This is a genomic window from Proteus appendicitidis, assembly GCF_030271835.1.
Taxonomy (GTDB): Bacteria; Pseudomonadota; Gammaproteobacteria; order Enterobacterales; family Enterobacteriaceae; genus Proteus; species Proteus appendicitidis.
On sequence record NZ_CP127389.1, the window covers coordinates 195,266 to 219,371 of the forward strand.

General features: G+C 41.7%; 16 protein-coding genes, 3 tRNA genes and 2 rRNA genes. 16 read left to right on the forward strand and 5 right to left on the reverse strand.

Annotated features, from left to right (window positions below):
- Nucleotides 1-15 precede the first annotated feature (15 nt).
- The 5 genes from QQS39_RS01045 (at nucleotide 16) to QQS39_RS01065 (ending at nucleotide 3,804) form a co-directional block, all read left to right on the forward strand.
- Nucleotides 16-91, forward strand: a tRNA-Glu gene (locus QQS39_RS01045).
- 367 nt (nucleotides 92-458) lie between these two features.
- Nucleotides 459-3,361 (forward strand): 23S ribosomal RNA (locus QQS39_RS01050).
- Nucleotides 3,362-3,478: 117 nt separating this feature from the next.
- A 5S ribosomal RNA gene (gene rrf, locus QQS39_RS01055) occupies nucleotides 3,479-3,594 on the forward strand.
- A 50-nt stretch (nucleotides 3,595-3,644) separates the two neighbouring features.
- Nucleotides 3,645-3,721: transfer RNA gene (locus tag QQS39_RS01060), tRNA-Asp, on the forward strand.
- A 7-nt stretch (nucleotides 3,722-3,728) separates the two neighbouring features.
- Nucleotides 3,729-3,804, forward strand: a tRNA-Trp gene (locus tag QQS39_RS01065).
- 248 nt (nucleotides 3,805-4,052) lie between these two features.
- Here QQS39_RS01065 and hdfR read toward each other — a convergent pair.
- Nucleotides 4,053-4,874: an HTH-type transcriptional regulator HdfR gene (gene hdfR / locus QQS39_RS01070; RefSeq protein ID WP_285805235.1), complete on the reverse strand. Its 822-nt coding sequence runs from the start codon at nucleotides 4,872-4,874 to the stop codon at nucleotides 4,053-4,055.
- A 115-nt stretch (nucleotides 4,875-4,989) separates the two neighbouring features.
- Here hdfR and QQS39_RS01075 point away from each other — a divergent pair, with 115 nt between their 5' ends.
- On the forward strand, nucleotides 4,990-5,328 hold the full coding sequence (locus QQS39_RS01075) for a MaoP family protein (protein WP_036939631.1): 339 nt from the start codon (nucleotides 4,990-4,992) through the stop codon (nucleotides 5,326-5,328).
- A 46-nt stretch (nucleotides 5,329-5,374) separates the two neighbouring features.
- On the opposite strand, the gene QQS39_RS01080 is transcribed toward QQS39_RS01075, so the two are convergent.
- Nucleotides 5,375-6,907 carry a YifB family Mg chelatase-like AAA ATPase gene (locus tag QQS39_RS01080; protein ID WP_285805236.1) on the reverse strand — a complete coding sequence of 511 codons (1,533 nt, stop codon included), beginning with the start codon at nucleotides 6,905-6,907 and terminating at the stop codon, nucleotides 5,375-5,377.
- A gap of 451 nt (nucleotides 6,908-7,358) precedes the next feature.
- On the opposite strand from QQS39_RS01080, the gene ilvL reads away from it, so the two are divergent.
- From ilvL to ilvA, 6 genes are all read left to right on the forward strand, one after another.
- Nucleotides 7,359-7,460, forward strand: a complete 102-nt coding sequence (gene ilvL / locus QQS39_RS01085) for an ilv operon leader peptide (protein ID WP_071788577.1) — start codon at nucleotides 7,359-7,361, stop codon at nucleotides 7,458-7,460.
- 130 nt (nucleotides 7,461-7,590) lie between these two features.
- Nucleotides 7,591-9,240 carry an acetolactate synthase 2 catalytic subunit gene (gene ilvG, locus QQS39_RS01090; protein WP_151436640.1) on the forward strand — a complete coding sequence of 550 codons (1,650 nt, stop codon included), beginning with the start codon at nucleotides 7,591-7,593 and terminating at the stop codon, nucleotides 9,238-9,240.
- On the forward strand, nucleotides 9,237-9,512 hold the full coding sequence (gene ilvM, locus QQS39_RS01095; RefSeq protein ID WP_151436641.1) for an acetolactate synthase 2 small subunit: 276 nt from the start codon (nucleotides 9,237-9,239) through the stop codon (nucleotides 9,510-9,512). The genes ilvG and ilvM overlap by 4 nt, the downstream gene beginning before the upstream one ends.
- A 10-nt stretch (nucleotides 9,513-9,522) precedes the next feature.
- Nucleotides 9,523-10,449 (forward strand): branched-chain-amino-acid transaminase, encoded by a 927-nt coding sequence (gene ilvE, locus QQS39_RS01100; protein ID WP_023583659.1) that lies wholly within the window; start codon nucleotides 9,523-9,525, stop codon nucleotides 10,447-10,449.
- A 72-nt stretch (nucleotides 10,450-10,521) separates the two neighbouring features.
- Nucleotides 10,522-12,372 (forward strand): dihydroxy-acid dehydratase, encoded by a 1,851-nt coding sequence (ilvD, locus tag QQS39_RS01105; protein WP_196571499.1) that lies wholly within the window; start codon nucleotides 10,522-10,524, stop codon nucleotides 12,370-12,372.
- 1 nt (nucleotide 12,373) lies between these two features.
- Nucleotides 12,374-13,948: a threonine ammonia-lyase, biosynthetic gene (ilvA, locus tag QQS39_RS01110; protein WP_151436643.1), complete on the forward strand. Its 1,575-nt coding sequence runs from the start codon at nucleotides 12,374-12,376 to the stop codon at nucleotides 13,946-13,948.
- On the opposite strand, the gene ilvY is transcribed toward ilvA, so the two are convergent.
- Complete coding sequence (gene ilvY / locus QQS39_RS01115; RefSeq protein ID WP_151436644.1) at nucleotides 13,934-14,821, reverse strand: HTH-type transcriptional activator IlvY; 888 nt, start codon at nucleotides 14,819-14,821, stop codon at nucleotides 13,934-13,936. The genes ilvA and ilvY overlap by 15 nt on opposite strands.
- Nucleotides 14,822-14,991: 170 nt before the next feature.
- Here ilvY and ilvC point away from each other — a divergent pair, with 170 nt between their 5' ends.
- Nucleotides 14,992-16,467: a ketol-acid reductoisomerase gene (ilvC, locus tag QQS39_RS01120; RefSeq protein WP_151436645.1), complete on the forward strand. Its 1,476-nt coding sequence runs from the start codon at nucleotides 14,992-14,994 to the stop codon at nucleotides 16,465-16,467.
- Nucleotides 16,468-16,767: 300 nt separating this feature from the next.
- Complete coding sequence (gene rep / locus QQS39_RS01125; RefSeq protein ID WP_151436646.1) at nucleotides 16,768-18,792, forward strand: DNA helicase Rep; 2,025 nt, start codon at nucleotides 16,768-16,770, stop codon at nucleotides 18,790-18,792.
- A gap of 78 nt (nucleotides 18,793-18,870) precedes the next feature.
- Here the strand turns inward: rep and gppA are convergent, their stop codons facing one another.
- Nucleotides 18,871-20,379, reverse strand: a complete 1,509-nt coding sequence (gene gppA, locus QQS39_RS01130) for a guanosine-5'-triphosphate,3'-diphosphate diphosphatase (RefSeq protein WP_151436647.1) — start codon at nucleotides 20,377-20,379, stop codon at nucleotides 18,871-18,873.
- 3 nt (nucleotides 20,380-20,382) lie between these two features.
- Nucleotides 20,383-21,687, reverse strand: coding sequence for an ATP-dependent RNA helicase RhlB (rhlB, locus tag QQS39_RS01135; protein ID WP_196736625.1), 1,305 nt, complete (start codon nucleotides 21,685-21,687; stop codon nucleotides 20,383-20,385).
- A gap of 119 nt (nucleotides 21,688-21,806) precedes the next feature.
- Between rhlB and trxA the strand changes: the two genes are divergently transcribed.
- Together trxA and rho are read left to right on the forward strand one after the other, a co-directional pair.
- Complete coding sequence (gene trxA / locus QQS39_RS01140) at nucleotides 21,807-22,133, forward strand: thioredoxin TrxA (RefSeq protein ID WP_151436649.1); 327 nt, start codon at nucleotides 21,807-21,809, stop codon at nucleotides 22,131-22,133.
- Between the two features lie 567 nt (nucleotides 22,134-22,700).
- On the forward strand, nucleotides 22,701-23,960 hold the full coding sequence (rho, locus tag QQS39_RS01145) for a transcription termination factor Rho (protein ID WP_023583649.1): 1,260 nt from the start codon (nucleotides 22,701-22,703) through the stop codon (nucleotides 23,958-23,960).
- Nucleotides 23,961-24,106: the final 146 nt, after the last annotated feature.

The following is a 24,106-nucleotide window of genomic DNA, read 5'->3' on the forward strand; positions in this document are numbered from 1 at the left end:
GCGAAGCTGACTGAAGTCCCCTTCGTCTAGAGGCCTAGGACACCGCCCTTTCACGGCGGTAACAGGGGTTCGAATCCCCTAGGGGACGCCAATTGCGCGGTATGAGTGAAAGGCGTACCACACTATAGTCTGATGAGAATCAGAGAATAGTTAAGATAATTCGCATGAGTTATTTTACCTATTATGCTCTTTAACAATCTGGAACAAGCTGAAAAATTGAAAACAAATCAATATATCACCGAGGTATATTGATGAGTCTCTCAAAATCTCAAACTTTGAATGTGTTTTTGACATCAAAGTGGGATGAGCGAGCAATTTACAGTTCGAGGCGGCCAGCGCACAGCAAGCGGAACATACTAAAGTATGTGAGCATTGCGAGCACTGCCCAACGATGAAATGTAATCTGCGCAGCCATCACCACCAAGAGAGTCATCGAAAAAGACACCTTCGGGTTGTGAGGTTAAGCGAATAAGCGTACACGGTGGATGCCTAGGCAATCAGAGGCGATGAAGGACGTGCTAATCTGCGATAAGCGTCGGTAAGGTGATATGAACCGTTATACCCGACGATTTCCGAATGGGGAAACCCAATATCCAATGGATATTATCATTAACTGAATACATAGGTTAATGAAGCGAACCGGGAGAACTGAAACATCTCAGTACCCCGAGGAAAAGAAATCAACCGAGATTCCCCTAGTAGCGGCGAGCGAACGGGGAACAGCCCAGAGTCTTAATCAACAGCAGCATCAGGAGAACGGTCTGGAAAGTCCGGCAGTAAAGGGTGATAGCCCCGTATCTGAAGATGCTGTTATTGTGAACTCGACGAGTAGGGCGGGACACGTGTTATCCTGTCTGAATATGGGGGGACCATCCTCCAAGGCTAAATACTCCTGATTGACCGATAGTGAACCAGTACCGTGAGGGAAAGGCGAAAAGAACCCCGGCGAGGGGAGTGAAAAAGAACCTGAAACCGTGTACGTACAAGCAGTAGGAGCCTCTTCGTGAGGTGACTGCGTACCTTTTGTATAATGGGTCAGCGACTTATATTCTGTAGCAAGGTTAACCGTATAGGGGAGCCGTAGGGAAACCGAGTCTTAACTGGGCGAATGAGTTGCAGGGTATAGACCCGAAACCCGGTGATCTATCCATGGGCAGGTTGAAGGTTGGGTAACACTAACTGGAGGACCGAACCGACTAATGTTGAAAAATTAGCGGATGACTTGTGGATGGGGGTGAAAGGCCAATCAAACCGGGAGATAGCTGGTTCTCCCCGAAAGCTATTTAGGTAGCGCCTCGTGAATTCATCTTCGGGGGTAGAGCACTGTTTCGACTAGGGGGTCATCCCGACTTACCAACTCGATGCAAACTGCGAATACCGAAGAATGTTATCACGGGAGACACACGGCGGGTGCTAACGTCCGTCGTGAAGAGGGAAACAACCCAGACCGCCAGCTAAGGTCCCAAAGTCATGGTTAAGTGGGAAACGAAGTGGGAAGGCTCAGACAGCCAGGATGTTGGCTTAGAAGCAGCCATCATTTAAAGAAAGCGTAATAGCTCACTGGTCGAGTCGGCCCGCGCGGAAGATGTAACGGGGCTAAACCATGCACCGAAGCTGCGGCAGCGACACTATGTGTTGTTGGGTAGGGGAGCGTTCTGTAAGCCTGCGAAGGTGTACTGTGAGGTATGCTGGAGGTATCAGAAGTGCGAATGCTGACATAAGTAACGATAATGCGGGTGAAAAACCCGCACGCCGGAAGACCAAGGGTTCCTGTCCAACGTTAATCGGGGCAGGGTGAGTCGACCCCTAAGGCGAGGCTGAAAAGCGTAGTCGATGGGAAACGGGTTAATATTCCCGTACTGGTGGTAACTGCGATGGGGGAACGGAGAAGGCTAGGTTGTCCGGGCGACGGTCGTCCCGGTTCAAGCATGTAGGCAGAGTGATTAGGCAAATCCGGTCACTTAATGCTGAGGTGTGATGACGAGCCACTAAGGTGGTGAAGCAATTGATGCCCTGCTTCCAGGAAAAGCCTCTAAGCTTCAGGTTACCAACAATCGTACCCCAAACCGACACAGGTGGTCAGGTAGAGAATACTCAGGCGCTTGAGAGAACTCGGGTGAAGGAACTAGGCAAAATGGTGCCGTAACTTCGGGAGAAGGCACGCTGGCGGTAAGTGAAGTCCCTCGCGGACGGAGCCGAAGCCAGTCGAAGATACCAGCTGGCTGCAACTGTTTATTAAAAACACAGCACTGTGCAAACACGAAAGTGGACGTATACGGTGTGACGCCTGCCCGGTGCTGGAAGGTTAATTGATGGGGTTATCCTTAGGGAGAAGCTCTTGATCGAAGCCCCAGTAAACGGCGGCCGTAACTATAACGGTCCTAAGGTAGCGAAATTCCTTGTCGGGTAAGTTCCGACCTGCACGAATGGCGTAATGATGGCCAGGCTGTCTCCACCCGAGACTCAGTGAAATTGAACTCGCTGTGAAGATGCAGTGTACCCGCGGCAAGACGGAAAGACCCCGTGAACCTTTACTATAGCTTGACACTGAACATTGAGCCTTGATGTGTAGGATAGGTGGGAGACTATGAAGTGTGGACGCCAGTCTGCATGGAGTCAACCTTGAAATACCACCCTTTAACGTTTGATGTTCTAACCTAGGTCCATAATCTGGATCGGGGACCGTGTCTGGTGGGTAGTTTGACTGGGGCGGTCTCCTCCTAAAGAGTAACGGAGGAGCACGAAGGTTGGCTAAGCATGGTCGGACATCATGCGGTTAGTGCAAAGGCATAAGCCAGCTTGACTGTGAGAGTGACGGCTCGAGCAGGTACGAAAGTAGGTCTTAGTGATCCGGTGGTTCTGAATGGAAGGGCCATCGCTCAACGGATAAAAGGTACTCCGGGGATAACAGGCTGATACCGCCCAAGAGTTCATATCGACGGCGGTGTTTGGCACCTCGATGTCGGCTCATCACATCCTGGGGCTGAAGTAGGTCCCAAGGGTATGGCTGTTCGCCATTTAAAGTGGTACGCGAGCTGGGTTTAGAACGTCGTGAGACAGTTCGGTCCCTATCTGCCGTGGGCGTTGGAAGATTGAGAGGGGTTGCTCCTAGTACGAGAGGACCGGAGTGAACGCACCACTGGTGTTCGGGTTGTCATGCCAATGGCATTGCCCGGTAGCTAAGTGCGGAAGAGATAACCGCTGAAAGCATCTAAGCGGGAAACTTGCCTCGAGATGAGTCTTCCCTGTCACCTAGAGTGACCTAAAGGAACGTTTAAGACTAAGACGTTGATAGGCTGGGTGTGTAAGCGTAGCGATACGTTGAGCTAACCAGTACTAATGAACCGTGAGGCTTAACCTGACAACACCGAAGGTGTTTTGTCTGAGAGACGACAGTAGATGAAGTAAGCTTGTTTAAGATTGAAATTGCTGGTTACTGAGGAAGAAACAACAGTAACGGGTAATAAAACCGAATTTGCTTGGCGGCCATAGCGCAGCGGACCCACCTGAATCCATGCCGAACTCAGAAGTGAAACGTTGTAGCGCCGATGGTAGTGTGGGGTCTCCCCATGTGAGAGTAGGGAACTGCCAGGCATCAATTAAAGCGTTAGTGTTAAATAACATTAATCGCGCAAAGAATACGCGGAGCGGTAGTTCAGTTGGTTAGAATACCTGCCTGTCACGCAGGGGGTCGCGGGTTCGAGTCCCGTCCGTTCCGCCAACTATTTAGGGGCGTAGTTCAATTGGTAGAGCACCGGTCTCCAAAACCGGGTGTTGGGAGTTCGAGCCTCTCCGCCCCTGCCAGTTACCAATTAAGTAATAACAAAATTTATACTTCTTTGTAGCCCAGTTAATTAACTGGGCTTTTTGTTATCTATATATTCTCAATATTTACTGCCCTAAATTCCCATCGACTAACCTGCCAATGTGCTTCTTTTACTAATATCTATCAGTAATATTTCCCGTTATATGTAATAAAAATTCTAGCGATAAAGCTTAAACCCAAGAGTAATTCGTTAATATCATGAATAACTATGGTGTGGATTTAAGCTTTATTGATGATTTATCGGCTGTTTTAATAGCTGTTGTATTAATACTTGTTGATCACTCGTATTTAGCCAAACTGCAAATAAAGGTTTTTGAATAATTTCTGTTGAGGCAGGAGCTAAATCTGAATAGAGATCTAGCCAATGTGTAGGTAGAAATGCAACTGCTTGCGTTGTTTTCATTAACTGATAAGCAATCATTGCGGAGTTAGTGGTTAAAATAGGATCAATTTTCTGCACGGCACCACTAGGAAGAAAAGACTGAAAATCGGCGCTCCATTCAATTTTGATAAATTGTGCTATTTCTTCGGTTTTATTTGATGCAATTTTCATCAACTGAAAAGTAATATCGCCAATAATTTTACTTTCTAATTCATCCATCTTTGGTGCTTCAGTCGTAAAAAGAAGATCTAGCTCTCTTGCATGAAGTTGTTTTACAAGAGATTGCCTTGTAGAGACTCTAGATTCGATTTTAAGCTCTTTTCTTTCTAGATAAGATTCCTGTAACCAAGATGTTAGATATGCTTCCCAGAGCGATGCTGTGGCTCCAATTGATAGCTCTGAATGTTGAGAAGCATGGCTAATCTCTTTTTTAGCGAGAAGCCATGTATTCATTAACGATTCAGCATAGGGGATCAGTCTTTCACCCGCGACAGTTAGACGAATATTATTACGATGGCGAGTAAATAGATTTGTGCCTAATTGTGTTTCCAATTGTCGTATTCTAAAACTAACCGCAGACTGCGTTAAATAAAGAGATTCAGCGGCTCGTCCAAAGTGTCTAGTCTTACTGACTTCCAAAAAGGTTTTCAGTAATTCGGTATCCACATCTATCTCCAAAAAAATTTGTCGTTACGATTTAAATATTTTGTTTTACAGAACCGCATGACTATCTAATACTCCGCGCCATAAGTATGACGATAGAGAATTAGGAGTGTGTCAGATGGCAGAAAGTTTTATCACGACTAATCGTTTTTTTGACAATAAACATTATCCGCGTGGTTTTTCTCGTCATGGCGATTTCACTATCAAGGAATCCCAGATATTGGAACGTCATGGTCAAGCCTTTAATGAGCTTGATTTAGGCAAACGAGAGCCTACAACTGAAGCGGAAAAATTATTTGTTGCCATGTGTCGTGGCGAACGAGAAGCAGCAACGGTCGAAGAAAAAATTTGGAAGAAGTATACAAGTCGTATAAGTCGTCCAAAACGTTTTCATACATTATCGGGTGGAAAGCCGCAGCTCGATCCATCTGATGACTATACCGACTCTGATGACTAATATCATTAGTTTTAGTTAAAAGGAGCGTTTTTTCGCTCCTTTTTATTTATCCATCTAGTTGCTTTTGTAAATAGATCATTAATCTATCCATTGCACGAAAGCTTAGTGCTTCAATTAAATGATTTCTCTGTATTTTCTCTTCATTTGCAAGATCTGCAATAGTCCTCGATACCCTTAAAATTTTATGCCAAGCCCGTATCGATAATCCTAATTTATTAAGCGTATCTTCAAGAAAAGTTGCATCAATGGTATTCAATGAGCAATAGCATTCAATCTCTTTTCCGGTTAAATAAGTATTCACTTTTCCACATCGTGCAAATTGTCTTTCTCTTGCTTTTAGAACACGCTCTCTAATTGTCGTACTCGTTTCTGTGGTAAATGTAGGATGAATAAGTGCGCCTTGGGGAAGAAGTGGCATTTCGACAGATAAATCAAACCTATCTAAAAAAGGTCCAGAAACCTTGCTTAAATAGCGCAGGATTTGCTTTATTGGTACTCGATTGTGATTACCTTGATAATGTCCTGTAGGGCTTGGATTTAATGCACCGACCAATAATACATTAGCAGGGTAGCTTATTTTGGCTTTTGCGCGTGAAATAGTAATTTCTCTAGCATCTAGAGGTTCACGCAATGCATCGAGTACACGGCGCTCGAATTCAGGTAGTTCATCTAAAAATAAAATACCGTGATGTGCTAATGTAATTTCTCCCGGTTTAGGAAGAGAGCCTCCTCCTGTTAAAGCAACAGCAGAGGAAGTATGATGTGGCGCTCTAAATGGTCTTGTAGGCCACTTTCTTTCATTAAATGTCACTCCTCTTAAGCTACTAATGATTAATACATCAAGTGCTTCTTTAGCAGTTAAAGGTGGAAGAAGCGTACTTATTCTTTGTGCTAACATTGTTTTGCCTGTTCCTGGAGGTCCAAGAAATAAAATGTTGTGATTTCCTGCTGCTGTGATTTCTGCTGCCCTTTTTGCATTATTTTGACCAATTATATCGCTCATATCTTTATTATTTTGATTTTCAATTTCATCATTAATAATAAAGTTTTCTGTTTCAATTAATGGCGTATTATTTTCTAGATGATGGCAAATATCTAAAAGATGAGAGGCTAATAAAGCCGACTTATTAGGTAATAATGAAACTTCAGTTTGATGTTCTGTTGATACAATACTTATTCGATGATCTTTTGATGCACTAAGAATTGATGGAATAACCGCATTAACTCGGTGTAATTTTCCAGAAAGTGCAAGCTCTCCAATAAACTCATAACGTTCTAATTTATTTGATATTAATTGTTCTGAAGCAAAGAGTATTGCCAGTGCAATAGGTAAATCATAACGCGCACCTTCTTTGGGTAAATCAGCGGGTGAAAGATTAATCGTTATTCTTTTTGCAGGATAAGTATATCCGCTATTAATTAATGCACTTCTTACTCTATCTTTTGCTTCTTTTACGACAGTTTCAGGTAATCCAACTAATGTTAATCCGGGTAATCCCTGACTAATATGAGCCTCGATAGTAATAAGCGGAGCTGATATTCCTAAAGAGGCACGCGTATATATTATTGCTAATGCCATTTTTTATTCTCCATTATTTTTTTCTTTTTAAATTGTTTTTTCTTTTTTGTTAAATGAAGAATTAAATAAATGCGAGATATCTCGAAAATAATCTAATGCATTGAAATATAATGATTAATAAATTTGGCTATTAATTTAGTAAATTAATATAAATATAATAAAAAATATCATTGATTTTTAACTTGGAATAGTAAATTGTAATAGTAGAAAAAACAAAATAACGCGTTCTTTCTTAGTATTAATAACTAAAAAATAAATATTTTATAGATTAATGCTCTGATGAGAGTTTGCGATATAAAAAAGTATATAAAATTCATTATGTTATAATTATTTTTAAAATAAACGTTGTCAATTCTAAAATATCATGATAACTCTAAAAGGACAGAGTGAAAGAAAACACAACACAACATTACAAACATACATTTTAAATAAGAAAAGAAGTTATAAAACTATGAATACTATCGTCCTAGTGATTAGCCTAATTATTGTCAGCGTGGTGGTGATTATTAACCCACCGTGCGGGGCTGCACTAGGACGAAGAAAGGCTAACTAAACTAGCCGGATCTCTTAAAAACCCCCGCACCGAAAGGCGCGGGGGTTTTTTTTGAGCCTGAGTTTGAAAAAGAGATTAAATAGAAAATAAATTCAAATTAAACAAGAAGTTAAGATGGCAGGGTGAAAGGATGAATGGAGCACAGTGGTTAGTACAGGCATTACGAAAACATCAAGTCGAAACAGTCTTTGGTTATCCTGGCGGTGCAATCATGCCTGTCTACGATGCCCTTTATGATGGCGGTGTTGAACATGTTTTATGTCGCCATGAACAAGGTGCTGCAATTGCTGCTATTGGTTTTGCTCGCTCTACAGGTACGACAGGTATTTGTATCGCGACATCAGGCCCAGGCGCTACTAATGTTATCACTGGCCTTGCTGATGCATTGTTAGATTCTGTGCCTGTTGTTGCTATCACTGGGCAAGTTGCTTCTAATTTAATTGGTACTGATGCATTCCAAGAAATTGATGTTTTAGGGCTTTCATTAGCGTGTACAAAACATAGTTTTTTAGTTTCGACCGTTGATGAATTACCAAGAGTGTTATCAGAGGCATTTTCTATTGCATCTCAAGGTCGCCCTGGACCTGTTTTAATTGATATTCCTAAAGATGTTCAATTGGCCGATGCTTCCCATTTATCAAGTTATGAATTACCAGAAGAGCAAGAATTTCCTTATCCAACACAAGAGCTGGCTCAAGCTAAGCAGATGTTAGCGCAGGCACAAAAACCGATTTTGTATGTAGGTGGTGGTGTTGCCATGAGTAATGCGGTGGAAACGTTAAGAGAATTTGTGAAGCAAACAGAAATGCCCGTTGTGTCCACTTTAAAAGGGTTAGGTTGTGCTGATGCATTAGATGCTAATTATTTAGGTATGTTAGGTATGCATGGCACTAAAGCGGCAAATTATGCCGTTCAGCGTAGTGATTTATTAATCGCGGTTGGTGCGCGTTTTGACGATCGCGTTACTGGGCGATTAAACACTTTTGCACCTAATGCCAAGGTTATTCATATCGATATCGACCATGCAGAATTAAATAAATTAAAACAGGCACATGTTGCGTTATTAGGTGATGCGAAAGTGTTATTGCCTGCTTTAACTCAGCCATTATCTATCGCTGCTTGGCAACAAGAAGTACAAGAATTAAAAGCAGAATATGCATGGCGCTATGATCATCCAGGCTCTGCAATTTATGCACCGTTATTATTAAAACAATTATCAGATGCAAAACCTGAAAATACGATTGTGACAACAGATGTTGGCCAACATCAAATGTGGTCTGCACAACATATGACATTTGATGCACCTGAAAACTTTATCACCTCAAGTGGTTTAGGCACGATGGGGTTTGGTATCCCTGCGGCTGTGGGCGCTCAAATTGCTAGACCTGATGCATGTGTTATCTGCGTATCAGGTGATGGCTCTTTTATGATGAATGTGCAGGAGTTGGGCACCATTAAGCGTAAGCAATTACCGATCAAATTGGTGTTATTAGATAACCAACGTCTTGGTATGGTCCGTCAATGGCAAGAGCTGTTTTTTGAACAACGTTATAGCGAAACAATTTTAACCGATAACCCAGACTTTGTTGCCTTGGCAAACGCTTTTGATATTCCAGGGCAACGTATCACAGAAAAAGCACAAGTTGCTGATGCAATAAAATGTTTATTAGAGAGCGATGGTCCTTACTTATTACAGGTATCTATCGATGACGCTGAAAATGTCTGGCCTTTAGTTCCGCCGGGCGCAAGTAATGATGAGATGATGGAGAAATCAAAATGAACCAACACAATATCACAATTGAAGCCCGTTTTTGTCCAGAGATCTTAGAACGTATCCTGAGAGTTATTCGTCATCGTGGTTTTCATATATGCTCGATGAATATGAATGTCACTGAGAGCAACAATATTAATTTAAGCCTGACGGTGAGTAGTCAGCGACCATTAGAACTTCTGTGCAGCCAGTTAACAAAATTAGCTGATGTTGCAGGTATTCAAGTATCACATCAACAGAAAGAAAAATTACGATTCATGAATGCACTAAGTGCCATGTAAGGATAAAAGAATGACAAAGCAAGCTGATTATATTTGGTTTAACGGTGAAATGGTTCCATGGGCTGAGGCAAAGGTTCATGTGATGTCTCACGCATTGCATTATGGTACTTCCGTATTTGAAGGTGTGCGTTGTTACAATTCTCATAAAGGCCCTGTGGTTTTTCGTCATCGTGAGCATATGCAACGTTTACATGACTCAGCCAAAATCTACCGTATGCCTGTTGAGCAAAGCGTTGATGAGTTAATGGAAGCCTGTCGTGAAACCTTACGTAAAAACAAATTAGTCAGTGCTTATATTCGTCCATTAGTTTTTATTGGCGATGTCGGTATGGGGGTGAATCCGCCAGCTGGTTATAAAACAGATGTGATCATCGCTGCATTCCCATGGGGAGCCTATCTCGGTGAAGAAGCTTTAGATAAAGGTATTGATGCAATGGTTTCTTCTTGGCATCGCGCTGCGCCAAATACTATTCCAACAGCAGCAAAAGCTGGCGGCAACTATTTATCTTCACTGTTAGTGGGAAGTGAAGCTCGTCGCCATGGTTATCAAGAAGGGATTGCATTAGATGTGCATGGCTATTTATCAGAAGGTGCAGGTGAAAACCTATTTGAAGTAAAAGACGGTGTTATTTTTACACCTCCATTTACTTCATCAGCATTACCGGGGATCACGCGTGATGCCATCATCAAATTAGCAAAAGATCTCGGCTATGAAGTGCGTGAACAAGTGCTTTCTCGTGAATCACTTTATCTTGCAGATGAAGTCTTTATGTCAGGTACAGCGGCAGAGATAACGCCAGTACGTAGTGTTGATGGCATTCAAGTAGGTATCGGACGTTGTGGTCCTGTGACCAAAGCAATTCAAAAAGCATTCTTTGGTCTGTTCACTGGTGAGACAGAAGATAAATACGGCTGGTTAGATCCAATCAATTCATAAACATAATCAAATAAATTTGTTTAGCGGGTAGCGCGTTCCCTACTCGCTTTCTTTATCGCAGGAGTGTGAAAAATGCCTAAATACCGTTCAGCGACAACGACACATGGTCGTAATATGGCTGGAGCCCGTGCCTTATGGCGTGCAACGGGAATGACTGATGCTGATTTTGGTAAACCCATTATCGCTGTTGTGAACTCATTTACGCAATTTGTGCCGGGTCATGTGCATCTGCGGGATTTAGGAAAACTCGTTGCTGAGCAAATTGAAGCCGCTGGTGGTGTTGCTAAAGAATTTAATACCATTGCGGTTGATGACGGTATCGCAATGGGGCACGGTGGCATGCTTTACTCTTTGCCATCCCGTGAGCTTATCGCCGACTCTGTTGAATATATGGTTAATGCACACTGTGCTGATGCGATGGTGTGTATCTCAAACTGCGACAAGATCACCCCAGGAATGTTAATGGCGTCTTTACGCTTAAATATTCCGGTTATTTTTGTTTCGGGAGGTCCTATGGAAGCGGGCAAAACGAAGCTTTCAGATCAACTGATCAAATTGGATCTGGTTGATGCCATGATCCAAGGGGCGAATCCAAATGTTAGCGATGCGGATAGTGAGCAAATTGAACGATCTGCTTGCCCGACTTGCGGATCGTGTTCGGGTATGTTTACCGCAAATTCCATGAACTGTTTAACCGAAGCACTGGGATTATCTCAACCTGGAAATGGCTCATTATTAGCAACACACGCAGATCGTGAAACACTGTTTATCAATGCAGGTAAGCGCATTGTTGAATTAACCAAGCGTTATTATGAAAAAGATGATGAGTCCGCATTACCGCGCAATATCGCTAAAAAAGAAGCCTTTGAAAATGCGATGATCTTAGATATTGCAATGGGTGGCTCGACAAATACAGTTCTGCATTTATTAGCCGCTGCGCAAGAAGGTGAGGTTGACTTCACCATGGAAGATATCGACAGACTTTCTCGCCAAGTACCTCATTTATGTAAAGTAGCACCAAGTACACAAAAATATCATATGGAAGATGTTCACCGTGCAGGTGGAGTCATGGGTATTTTAGGTGAATTAGACAGAGCCGGATTACTTAACCGTAATGTGAATAATATCTTAGGGCTAAGTTTGCCAGAAACATTAGCGCAATATGACGTGATGTTAACGCAAGATGAGCAAGTAAAATCAATGTTCCAAGCAGGTCCTGCCGGTATTCGTACAACGAAGGCATTTTCGCAAAATTGTCGTTGGCCAACTTTAGATACCGATCGTGAAAACGGATGTATCCGCAGTAAAGAACATGCGTATAGCCAAGATGGTGGATTAGCGGTTTTATCCGGCAACTTAGCCGTAGATGGTTGTATTGTTAAAACAGCCGGCGTTGATGAAGATAACTTAATTTTTAGTGGTCCTGCAAAAGTATATGAAAGCCAAGATGATGCGGTTGAAGCCATCTTGGGTGGAAAAGTAGTAGCGGGCGATGTGGTTATTATTCGCTATGAAGGTCCTAAAGGTGGGCCGGGTATGCAAGAGATGCTGTATCCAACCTCATATTTAAAATCAATGGGATTAGGTAAAGCTTGCGCACTTATCACTGACGGACGTTTCTCTGGGGGAACATCGGGCTTGTCTATCGGGCATGTTTCACCTGAAGCGGCAAGTGGTGGCGTAATTGGTTTAGTTGAAGAAGGCGATATTGTCTCTATCAATATTCCAACTCGTGAGATCTCATTAAAGGTAGATGATAAAACGTTATCTGCACGTCGTGATGCACAAAATGCTCGTGGCGATAAAGCGTGGACACCACAAAATAGACAGCGCCAAGTTTCGTTTGCCTTACGTGCTTACGCCTCTTTAGCCACTAGTGCTGATAAAGGTGCGGTGCGTGATAAATCTAAATTAGGGGGCTGAGATGGCTGCCTTTAGACCTTTAAATTCAGCGCCAAGTAGCGCTGAATATTTAAAAGCGGCGCTGAGCGCACCTGTTTATGAAGCTGCAATTGTCACGCCACTTCAAGAGATGACAAAAATCTCTGAACGCTTAGAAAATACGATTTTAGTTAAGCGTGAAGACAGACAACCTGTTCATAGTTTTAAATTACGTGGTGCATACACCATGATTGCAGGATTGACTCCTGAGCAAAAAGCGAAAGGCGTTGTAACTGCTTCGGCAGGTAACCACGCTCAAGGCGTTGCGTTGTCAGCGAATCGAATGGGTGTAAAAGCATTAATCGTGATGCCTGTGGCAACAGCGGATATCAAAGTCGATGCTGTTCGCCAATTTGGTGGAGAAGCATTGCTTTATGGTGCCAACTTTGATGAAGCAAAAGCCAAAGCTATCGCCCTATCTGAAGAGATGGGATACACCTTTGTTCCGCCTTTTGATCATCCAGCAGTAATTGCAGGACAGGCAACGCTGGCAATGGAACTCTTACAGCAAGATGTTCATCTTGATCGTATTTTCGTACCCGTAGGTGGCGGCGGTTTAATTGCTGGCGTGGCTGTATTAATCAAACAGCTTATGCCAGAAATTAAGGTTATCGGCGTTGAAGCAGAAGATGCAGCATGTCTAAAAGCAGCATTAAAGGCAGGACACCCTGTTGAGCTAGCTCGAGTCGGTTTATTTGCAGAAGGTGTTGCCGTTAAGCGTATTGGTGATGAAACTTTTCGTTTATGCCAGAAGTATGTCGATGATGTGATTACTGTTGATAGTGATGAAATTTGCGCTGCAGTAAAAGATTTATTTGAAGATGTGCGTGCGATTGCAGAGCCTTCAGGCGCATTGGCATTAGCAGGGCTTAAAAAATACGTAGAAGAGCACCAGATCAAAGGTGAGCGCCTAGCGCATGTGCTTTCCGGTGCAAATGTGAATTTTCATGGGTTACGTTATGTTTCTGAGCGCTGTGAACTCGGTGAAAAACGCGAAGCATTATTAGCGGTGACTATCCCAGAACAAAAGGGCAGTTTTTTACGTTTCTGCCAAATCTTAGGTCAACGCGTTGTCACTGAATTTAATTATCGTTATAGCGATGCTGATCCTGAAAATGCACGTATTTTTGTTGGTGTACGTTTAAGTCAAGGACTCACTGAACGTAAAGAAATTTTGCGGGAGCTTACGACTGCGGGTTATCAAGTTGCTGATCTTTCTGACGATGAAATGGCAAAACTTCATGTGCGTTATATGGTTGGCGGTCGCCCTAATAAGCCACTTAAAGAGCGTCTATTTAGTTTTGAGTTCCCTGAGTCACCCGGCGCTTTAATGAAGTTTTTAAAAACACTAGGGACTTATTGGAATATCACATTATTTCACTATCGTAGTCATGGTACAGATTATGGGCGTGTGCTGGTGGCTTTTGAATTGCCCGAAACAGAAGGGCGTTTCGAGCGACATTTAGATGCATTAGGCTATGAATATCATGATGAGACAGGAAATCCGTCTTTTCAGCTATTTCTGTCGCCACAAACGACAAGCTTAGTCGTGGAGTAATCGCCAAAAAGCACTAATCACAGGCTCTTGAAGGCGTTTGTGTGATCCGCAAACGCCTAATTCGAAAGGTTCTACCATTGAAATATTATCCAATAAAGAGATGCGATTACGTACAGGCTCTGGACAATTATCAACGACGACCTGTGGAATAAGCGCGATACCGCAACCTAACGCAACCATTGAGACAATTGCTTCATGCCCTGAAACAGTCGCATAAATTAAGGGATTATGGATACGGTGGCGTTTAAACCATAATGCAATTCGTTGTCGTGATGGTCCATGTTCAGGAATGATAAATGGAATATGGAGCCAATCGGGTTTCTCTTGTGTTGCAAGATGACGAACATTACAAGGCAAAGCGGGTGCAATCAGTACTAATGGAATTTCGCCTATTTTTTCAAAACAGATATTTTCAGGAAGCTTTTCAGGTTTTCCTGCAATACCTAAATCGGCTTCATCAGATTGCACTTTATCGACTGCGTCAGCTGCATCTCCAGTGGTGAGTTTTATTTCAACGAGTGGGTTTTCTGCACGAAAACGGTCAAGAATAGGCGGTAAATGGCTGTAAGCTGCTGTTACAGAACAAAATAGGCGCAGTTCACCAGAAAGGCTTGGGCTATTTTGATTTAACGTGTGCTTAAGTTGTTTATATTGTAATAAAGTTTGTTGAGCATAGCGTTTTAACTGTTCGCCAGCATCGGTGAGAGTCACTTGTCTGTTATCACGTAAAAACAAAGGATGACCTAAGCTTTCTTCAAGGCGTTGAATTTGGCGAGAGAGCGTAGAAGGGCTGACGTGCATCGCTTGTGCTGTCTTGGTGAAGTGACAACTTTCAGCTAAATGCAGGAAGAGTTTGAGATCACGAATATCCATTATCAGCCACCTTAGGTGATAAAAAAGAACGTTGCATTTTTCGCAACACTATCTTGTAAATATATCAATTTAAGCAATGGCTTTCATCCCATATAGTAAAGTCATGCAACACCTCACGGAGAGTGAGGATAATAATAGCAAACACATACACAACGATTTTGGAGTCTTCTATGACAAATTATTTTAATACATTGAATCTGCGTCAGCAGTTGTCACAATTAGGTAAATGTCGCTTTATGTCACGCGAAGAATTTGCTGATGAAGCAAATTACCTGAAAGGCAAAAAAGTCGTTATCATTGGTTGTGGCGCTCAAGGACTAAACCAAGGTTTAAATATGCGTGATTCAGGTTTGAATATCGCGTATGCCTTACGCCAAGAAGCGATTGATGAGAAACGTGCATCATGGCGTCGTGCAACTGAAAACGGCTTTGAGGTTGGAACCTATGAAGCGTTGATCCCTCAAGCAGATTTAGTTGTTAACTTAACGCCAGACAAACAGCACTCTGCTGTTGTTCAAGCTGTTCAACCACTGATGAAATCAGGTGCAGCATTAGGCTACTCCCATGGTTTTAATATCGTTGAAGTTGGCGAAAAAATTCGTGATGACATCACTGTTGTTATGGTGGCACCAAAATGCCCAGGCACAGAAGTTCGTGAAGAATATAAGCGTGGTTTTGGTGTACCAACACTGATTGCTGTTCACCCTGAGAATGATGCAAAAGGTGAAGGCATGGCGATTGCAAAAGCATGGGCTGCTGCGACAGGTGGTCATCGTGCTGGTGTTTTAGAGTCCTCTTTCGTTGCTGAAGTAAAATCAGACTTAATGGGTGAGCAAACCATTCTGTGCGGCATGTTACAAGCTGGCTCTCTGTTATGTTATGACAAAATGGTTGCCGATGGTGTAGAGCCGGGCTATGCAGGTAAGCTGCTCCAATTTGGTTGGGAAACGATTACAGAAGCACTGAAGCAAGGTGGTATCACCTTGATGATGGACAGATTATCTAACCCTGCGAAAATGCGTGCCTATGCATTATCAGAGCAACTGAAAGAGATCATGGCTCCACTGTTTGCGAAACATATGGATGATATTATTTCAGGTAAATTCTCTGAAACTATGATGGCAGATTGGGCAAATGATGATAAAAACTTGCTGACATGGCGTGAAGAGACTGGCGCAAGCGCATTTGAAAACTACCCTGAATATGAGGGTAAAATCAGTGAACAAGAGTACTTTGATCACGGTGTATTAATGGTCGCAATGGTTAAAGCTGGTGTTGAATTAGCCTTTGATACCATGATTGAAGCAGGGATCTTTGCAGAGTCGGCTTATTATGAATCACTGCATGAGTTGCCATTAATCGCGAATACCATCGCTCGTAAGCGTTTGTATGAGATGAATGTGGTTATCTCTGATACAGCAGAATATGGCAACTATCTGTTCTCATTCGCTGTTGTTCCTATGTTGAAAGAGTTTATGACAACATTGCAATCTGGCGATTTAGCGAAGAAAGTTCAAGATAATGGAACTGATAATGCGCAATTGCGAGATATCAATGAAGCAATTCGTCAGCATCCAATTGAAGCTGTAGGTAAAACCCTGCGTGGGTATATGACGGATATGAAGAAGATTGCCGTCGGTAACTAATTTTCCGATTTTTCGTCGCTCTTTACGCGATAAGTGCGTTGGCTACACTCGGTTACCCAAGTCACATACTCATGTATGCTCCTTGGGATAACCTCCTTTGCCGCCTTCTTCTCTCGCAAATAGCTTAGAAAAATAAGCGTAAGATCCAAATTTGTTGAAAACCGTGTTTCTTAATGAAATACGGTTTTTTGTTTTTATAATTTTAGGGAAAGTTGAAAGAGGGAATGACTCAAGACTTTGGTTGATTTCTGCTACAATTATCCCCCGTTATGTTCTTGGTTAATGAAGTTTGGAAAAAGTATGCGATTAAACCCCGGTCAGCAAAAAGCAGTGGAATATGTGTCAGGTCCTTGTTTGGTCTTGGCGGGTGCGGGATCGGGTAAAACACGGGTTATTACCAATAAAATTGCACATCTTATTCGTCAATGCCAATACCCAGCAAAGCAGATTGCAGCGGTTACGTTTACTAATAAAGCCGCGCGTGAAATGAAAGAGCGTGTTGCTCAAACCTTAGGTCGCCAAGAAGCGAAAGGATTAATGATCTCAACGTTTCATACCTTGGGATTAGAAATTATTAAACGTGAATATAAAGCACTAGGTATTAAAGCTAAATTTTCATTGTTTGATGATCAAGACCAATCTGCATTACTTAAAGAATTAACGGCTGATTTATTAGAAGAAGATAAAGATTTGCTTTCTCAGCTAAAGAGCCAAATTTCTAACTGGAAAAATGACATGCTCACGCCAGAGCAAGCCATAGGAATGGCGAGATCGCAACAAGATCATACGTTTGCCGAATGCTTTCGACGTTACGAACAACATCTGCGTAGTTGTAATGTGCTCGACTTTGATGACTTAATCAGTCGGCCAACTATGTTATTGCGCACGAATGAAGAAGTGAGAGAGCGCTGGCAAAGACGTATTCGCTATTTGCTGGTGGATGAATATCAAGATACAAATACAAGCCAATATGAACTGGTCAAATGGTTGGTTGGTGAACGAGCGCGTTTTACCGTTGTGGGTGATGATGACCAATCTATTTATTCATGGCGTGGCGCTCGACCTCAAAATTTAGTGTTGTTACAAAAAGATTTCCCTCAACTTAATGTCATTAAACTCGAGCAAAATTATCGCTCTTCTGGACGTATTCTAAAATCAGCGAATATCTTGATTGAAAACAATCCCCATGTTTTTGAAAAACGCTTATTTTCAGAGTTAGGTTATGGTGATGAACTTCGTGTTTTAACGGCAAATAATGAAGAGCACGAAGCTGAACGTGTCGCAGGCGAATTAATTGCGCATCACTTTATTAATAAAACCAATTATAAGGATTACGCGATACTTTATCGTGGTAATCACCAGTCGCGTATTTTTGAAAAATACTTGATGCAAAATCGCATTCCTTATCGCATTTCGGGTGAAACCTCTTTTTTCTCACGAGAAGAGATAAAAGATATTCTTGCCTATTTACGAGTCATTACTAATCCTGATGATGATGCGGCATTTTTACGTATTGTGAATAAGCCTCGTCGTGAAATCGGCCCTATGACAATTCAAAAGTTAGGTGAGTGGGCAAAAGTTCGAGATAAAAGCTTATACAATGCCTGTTTTGATTTGGGGCTAAGTCAAACATTAACAGGCCGAGGGTTGAATTCATTACAAGCATTCTCACAATGGATGTCGCGTATAGTACAAAAATCAGAACGAGAGCCACTGTTAGCTGTACGTGATTTATTGCATGAAATGGATTATGAAAGTTGGTTATATGAAACCTCAAGTAGCGCAAAAGCCGCTGAAATGAGAATGAAAAATATTAATCAGCTATTTTTATGGATGAGCGAAATGCTTGAAGGTGATGAATTGCATGAACCTATGACGCTTTCTCAAGTGGTTAACCGTTTTACCTTGCGCGATATGATGGAGCGAGGAGAAACAGAAGAAGAGTTAGATCAAGTTCAGTTAATGACATTACATGCCTCTAAAGGTCTTGAATTTCCTCATGTATTTTTAGTGGGAATGGAAGAAGGTATATTGCCACACCAAAGCAGTATTGATGAAGATAATGTAGAAGAAGAAAGACGTCTTGCTTATGTGGGTATTACTCGCGCACAGAAAACACTCACGTTTACGTTATGTAAGGAAAGACGTCAATACGGTGAATTAATCAAACCAGATCCAAGCCGTTTTCTTTATGAATTACCTCAAGATGATTTGAATTGGGATACCAATAAAAAGAAAGTGTTAAGTGCCGAGGAAAAACAAGAGAAAGGGCAAAAAGGTGTCGCAGGATTAAGAGCTATGTTGGCAAGGCATAAACCTGAATAGCATAGAGAGTAGTTGATAAAATTAACCCCTTGGCATATTGATATCCAAGGGGTTTTTATTTTTGTATAAGTAAAAAAATTAACTTATACGAGAGCTATTTTGTTCTTCAATCATTAAAGACCAATGGACATAACTCTGAAGTTGGATCTCTTCTTGGAGATTTTCAGCACGTAACGGATGCTCATTAAGCCATTGATGTGGCAGTGTAATAATGAGTTTCTCATCTTCAGTGCGTAATCGTAATGCAGGAAGCGTATCATCACGGCGACGGCTAGCAAAAATAATGGCTAATCGCAGTAAACGCACTAGTCGATTGGCTTGAGTTATCGGTAGGGCGTTTTGATGATTAAGAGGCGCGAGATCGATGATCCCTGTTTGGTTTTTTAGCAAAGAAGCTAATAAACGTCGTTGCGCAGGTGTATACCCCGGTAAATCAAGATGAGAGATCAGATAGCTTGCATGAGAAGGGGCTTGGCGGAAATCAACACTGAGACCAATTTCATGTAATGCACTAGCGCTATTAAGCAACTCTCGGCAACGATTATCTAACTGCCAACTCTTGCTGACTTGGATAAAAAAATGTTCTGCAAGTTGCTGAACTCGGTGTGCTTGCTCAATATCAATCTGAAACCGACGCTGGACATTACGAAGAGTGCGTTGGCGAATGTCTTGCTCAATAGGAAGATGCAACATTCCATAGACTAAGCCTTCTCGTAATGCACCACCTGCTAAGATCATATTGTCGATATGCAGTGTTTCAAATATGGCGATTAAGATAGCAAGCCCACTCGGAAACACTAAGGCTCTTTCAAAAGTAAGCCCTTCAATTTCCAATTCTTCCAGCTTTCCACATTCAATGGCTTTGTGTTTGAGCCGCTCAAGCTTAGGTAAGGTGATTAATTCATCCATACCTTGAGCAATCATGATCTCTTGCAATGCTTGTACAGTACCAGAAGCACCCACACACACTTGCCAGCCTTGCTCAATTAATTTACCCGCCACTGGGGCGAGTATCGCTTTGGCTGCGTCTTGTGCTTTCGCAAAATTTTCTTGAGTTAAAGAGCGATCAGTAAAATAGCGCTCTAACCAAGTTACACAGCCCATACTTAAGCTCATTAATTGCGTCGTTTTAGCGCCAGTACCTGTCACTAGCTCTGTACTGCCACCGCCAATATCGACGACTAAACGTTGCTCTGCACCACCAGTGGTATGTGCGACGCCACGATAGATAAGGCGCGCTTCTTCCTCACCACTAATAACATGAACAGTATTGCTCAATATTTCAGACGCTTTTGCGACAAAAATATCTGCATTTTTAGCAATACGTAATGTGGCTGTTGCAACGACTCTGATTTGTTCAGTCGGAATATCACGCAGATATTCAGAAAAAAGTCGTAAACATTGCCAACCGCGTTCCATTGCCTGCTCTGACAATTCATTTTCACTGTTTAGGCCAGCAGCGAGTCGAACTTTACGTTTCACGCGGGAAAGGACTTGTATAGACCCCGCGATTTCTCGAACGACTAACATATGAAAACTGTTAGAACCTAAATCAATAGCAGCATAAAGTGATGAGGATTTCAGCATAATTTATGGATGACTCGGGCGTTTATTTCGGTTGTTACGTTGAGTATTATTTCCTCTATTATTTCGCACCGGCGCATTATTGCGACGAGGCTGACCTTGGCGAGGACGGTGACGGCGTTTAGGCTCTGGAAGATCAGCTAATAACGCATCACTATTATATTTACTCACAGGAATAGTATGTTGAATATAAGTCTCAATTGCAGGTAAATTCAGTGCATATTCTTCACATGCAAGGCTGATTGAATTACCACTATTTCCAGCACGTCCGGTTCTACCAATACGGTGAACATAATCTTCACAATCATCAGGTAAATCATAGTTAAAAACATGCGTTACTGATGGAATATGAAGACCTCTAGCGGCAACGTCAGTGGCAACCAGAATATCAATATTACCTTGGGTAAAATCTTCTAAAATGCGTAGACGTTTTTTCTGAGGAACATCACCTGTTAATAAACCAACGCGGTGTCCATCTGCAGCAAGGTGCGCCCAAATATCGTCACAACGATGTTTTGTATTGGCGAAAATGATACAACGATCTGGCCATTCTTCTTCAATTAATGTTTGAAGAAGACGCATTTTCTCTTCATTTGAAGGATAAAAGAGTTCTTCTTTTATGCTAAAACCTGTTTTTTGTTCAGGTTCAACTTCAACATATTCAGGATTATTCATCTGCTCAAAAGCCAGTTCTCTGACGCGGTAAGAAAGCGTTGCAGAGAACAGCATATTCATACGCTCAGCCGCAACTGGCATACGACGGAAAATCCAACGAATATCTTTAATAAAGCCGAGATCGTACATTCTGTCAGCTTCATCAAGTACCACAACTTGGATTGCGCTAAGGTTAATATGGCCTTGTTTAACGTAGTCAATTAAACGACCTGTTGTGCCAATAACAATATCGACACCATTACTTAATACTTTGAGTTGTTCGTCATAGCCATCGCCGCCGTAGGCGAGACCCATTTTAATCCCTGTACTTTGCGCAAGCTCTTTAGCATCAGAATAAATCTGTACAGCTAATTCGCGTGTTGGCGCCATAATAAGAGCACGAGGTTGATTGGTTTCATGCCCTTCTTTAGCAGGGTGTGTTAAAAGATAATGAAACGTTGAGGTTAAAAACGCCAACGTTTTGCCTGTTCCTGTTTGGGCTTGCCCGGCAATGTCTTGACCTTTCACAGTGATAGGTAACGTCAATGCCTGAATTTGTGTACAATTAGAGAACCCTTTTTTCTCAAGGGCTTCTATCACTTTTGGATGCAAGGCGAAGTCGGAAAACTTCTTTTCTGTCAAATATGTTTTGCTCATAATGTAATAGAATATCAGTTATGGGTTGCATTACAAAAGTTTATCCGCTGAAATGCAGACAGACTTCTGTTATTTAATGTTACACTGGTACGGTCAATATTATTCTTTGGAGTAGAACAATGAGCGATAAAATCCTTCACTTATCTGACAGCAAATTCGATGCTGATGTATTAAATGCAACCGGCCCTGTGCTCGTTGATTTCTGGGCTGAATGGTGTGGCCCATGTAAAATGATTGCTCCTATTCTAGATGAAGTTGCAACAGAATACGCTGGTAAATTAACAGTTGCGAAGCTAAACATCGATCAAAACCCGCTGACAGCACCAAAATACGGTATTCGTGGTATTCCTACACTGATTTTATTCAAAAACGGTGCAGCTGCTGCGACTAAAGTAGGCGCATTGTCAAAAACTCAACTGAAAGAGTTTTTAGACGAAAATATCTAATTTGATTTAGATATCAAAAATAAAAGTAGGACGTTTAGACCTTGTCAGTATTTCTGTTATTGACAGCTAGACGTCCGCTTCGAAGCATGATAAGTTAGCGCCACTTACTTACATAATATATCGGATCTACTTGTCAATATGATTAGACACGATTAAATAAGTCTGAGATATTGAATATCAAGCGTGCAAAGTAATAGAATTGAATAACATAATATGATATTTAATCTAATATGATATTTAATATAAGTAATCTGAATTCATCTAACCAGTCAAGTTGCCTTAGAATAATCTATAGTATTCAAGGAATATAAATTTTTCCAAAGTATGTTCCGAACCCATAAGTTGAAAGTACACTCATGCATCACAAAAATGAATGTCACTTCTCTGGGATAAAGCAGACTGGTCTAATAGTATTAACACTCTCTAACATTATCATTTTAGTTATACCCTTATGTTAGAAAGTTATAATCTGTAATTTTACACATGACGAAACTGACAGCAATTCGCTGTTATACTATTCACGTTCATAGTTCGAGAGTTACCCCGAGTTATTAAGAACCCACCATTATGAATCTTACCGAATTAAAAAATACGCCGGTATCAGAACTGATAGCACTTGGCGAAAACATGGGGCTAGAGAATCTGGCTCGAATGAGAAAACAAGACATTATTTTCTCTATCTTGAAGCAACACGCGAAAAGTGGAGAAGATATTTTCGGTGACGGTGTGCTGGAAATATTGCAGGATGGCTTCGGCTTCCTACGTTCCGCAGACAGTTCCTACCTTGCTGGTCCCGATGATATCTACGTTTCTCCAAGTCAAATTCGCCGTTTTAACCTTCGCACTGGTGACACCATCGCAGGGAAAATTCGTCCTCCTAAAGAAGGTGAACGTTATTTTGCCCTCCTAAAAGTTAATGAAGTTAACTTTGATAAACCAGAAAATGCCCGCAGTAAAATCCTCTTTGAAAACTTAACACCTTTACATGCTAATAATCGTTTACGCATGGAACGTGGTAATGGCTCCACAGAAGACTTAACTGCGCGTGTTCTTGACTTAGCGGCACCAATTGGCCGTGGTCAACGTGGTCTTATCGTTGCTCCACCAAAAGCAGGTAAAACCATGTTGCTGCAAAACATTGCAGCAAATATTGCTCATAACTACCCAGATTGCGTATTAATGGTACTTCTGATTGATGAACGTCCAGAAGAAGTGACAGAAATGCAACGCTTAGTAAAAGGGGAAGTTATTGCTTCAACCTTTGACGAGCCAGCTTCTCGCCACGTACAAGTTGCAGAAATGGTGATTGAAAAAGCGAAGCGTTTAGTTGAGCATAAAAAAGACGTTATCATCTTGTTAGACTCCATCACACGTTTAGCGCGTGCTTATAACACCGTTGTTCCTTCATCAGGTAAAGTGTTAACAGGTGGTGTGGATGCAAACGCATTACATCGTCCTAAACGTTTCTTCGGTGCGGCTCGTAATGTTGAAGAAGGTGGTAGCTTGACTATCATTGCAACAGCGTTAGTCGATACGGGTTCTAAGATGGATGAAGTTATCTACGAAGAATTTAAGGGTACAGGTAATATGGAATTACACCTGTCTCGTAAAATTGCTGAAAAACGTGTTTTCCCTGCGATTGATTACAATCGTTCTGGTACACGTAAAGAAGAGTTACTGACGTCTCAAGATGAGCTACAAAAAATGTGGATCTTGCGTAAAATTATTCATCCAATGGGTGAAATTGACGCAATGGAATTCCTCATTAATAAGTTAGCAATGACTAAGACAAATGAAGAATTCTTCGACTTTATGAAACGTTCATAAAGTGTATTAACAAAGTGAGTAAGCTGAGAATTAGAATATAAAATATTAAAATAGTGTGCTCTGTTACAGAATAAGTAATATCACCTCAATTTATATGCTGTTAAGCTCATTTACTTTGTAAGAATGAAGATATGATGAAAACGCCA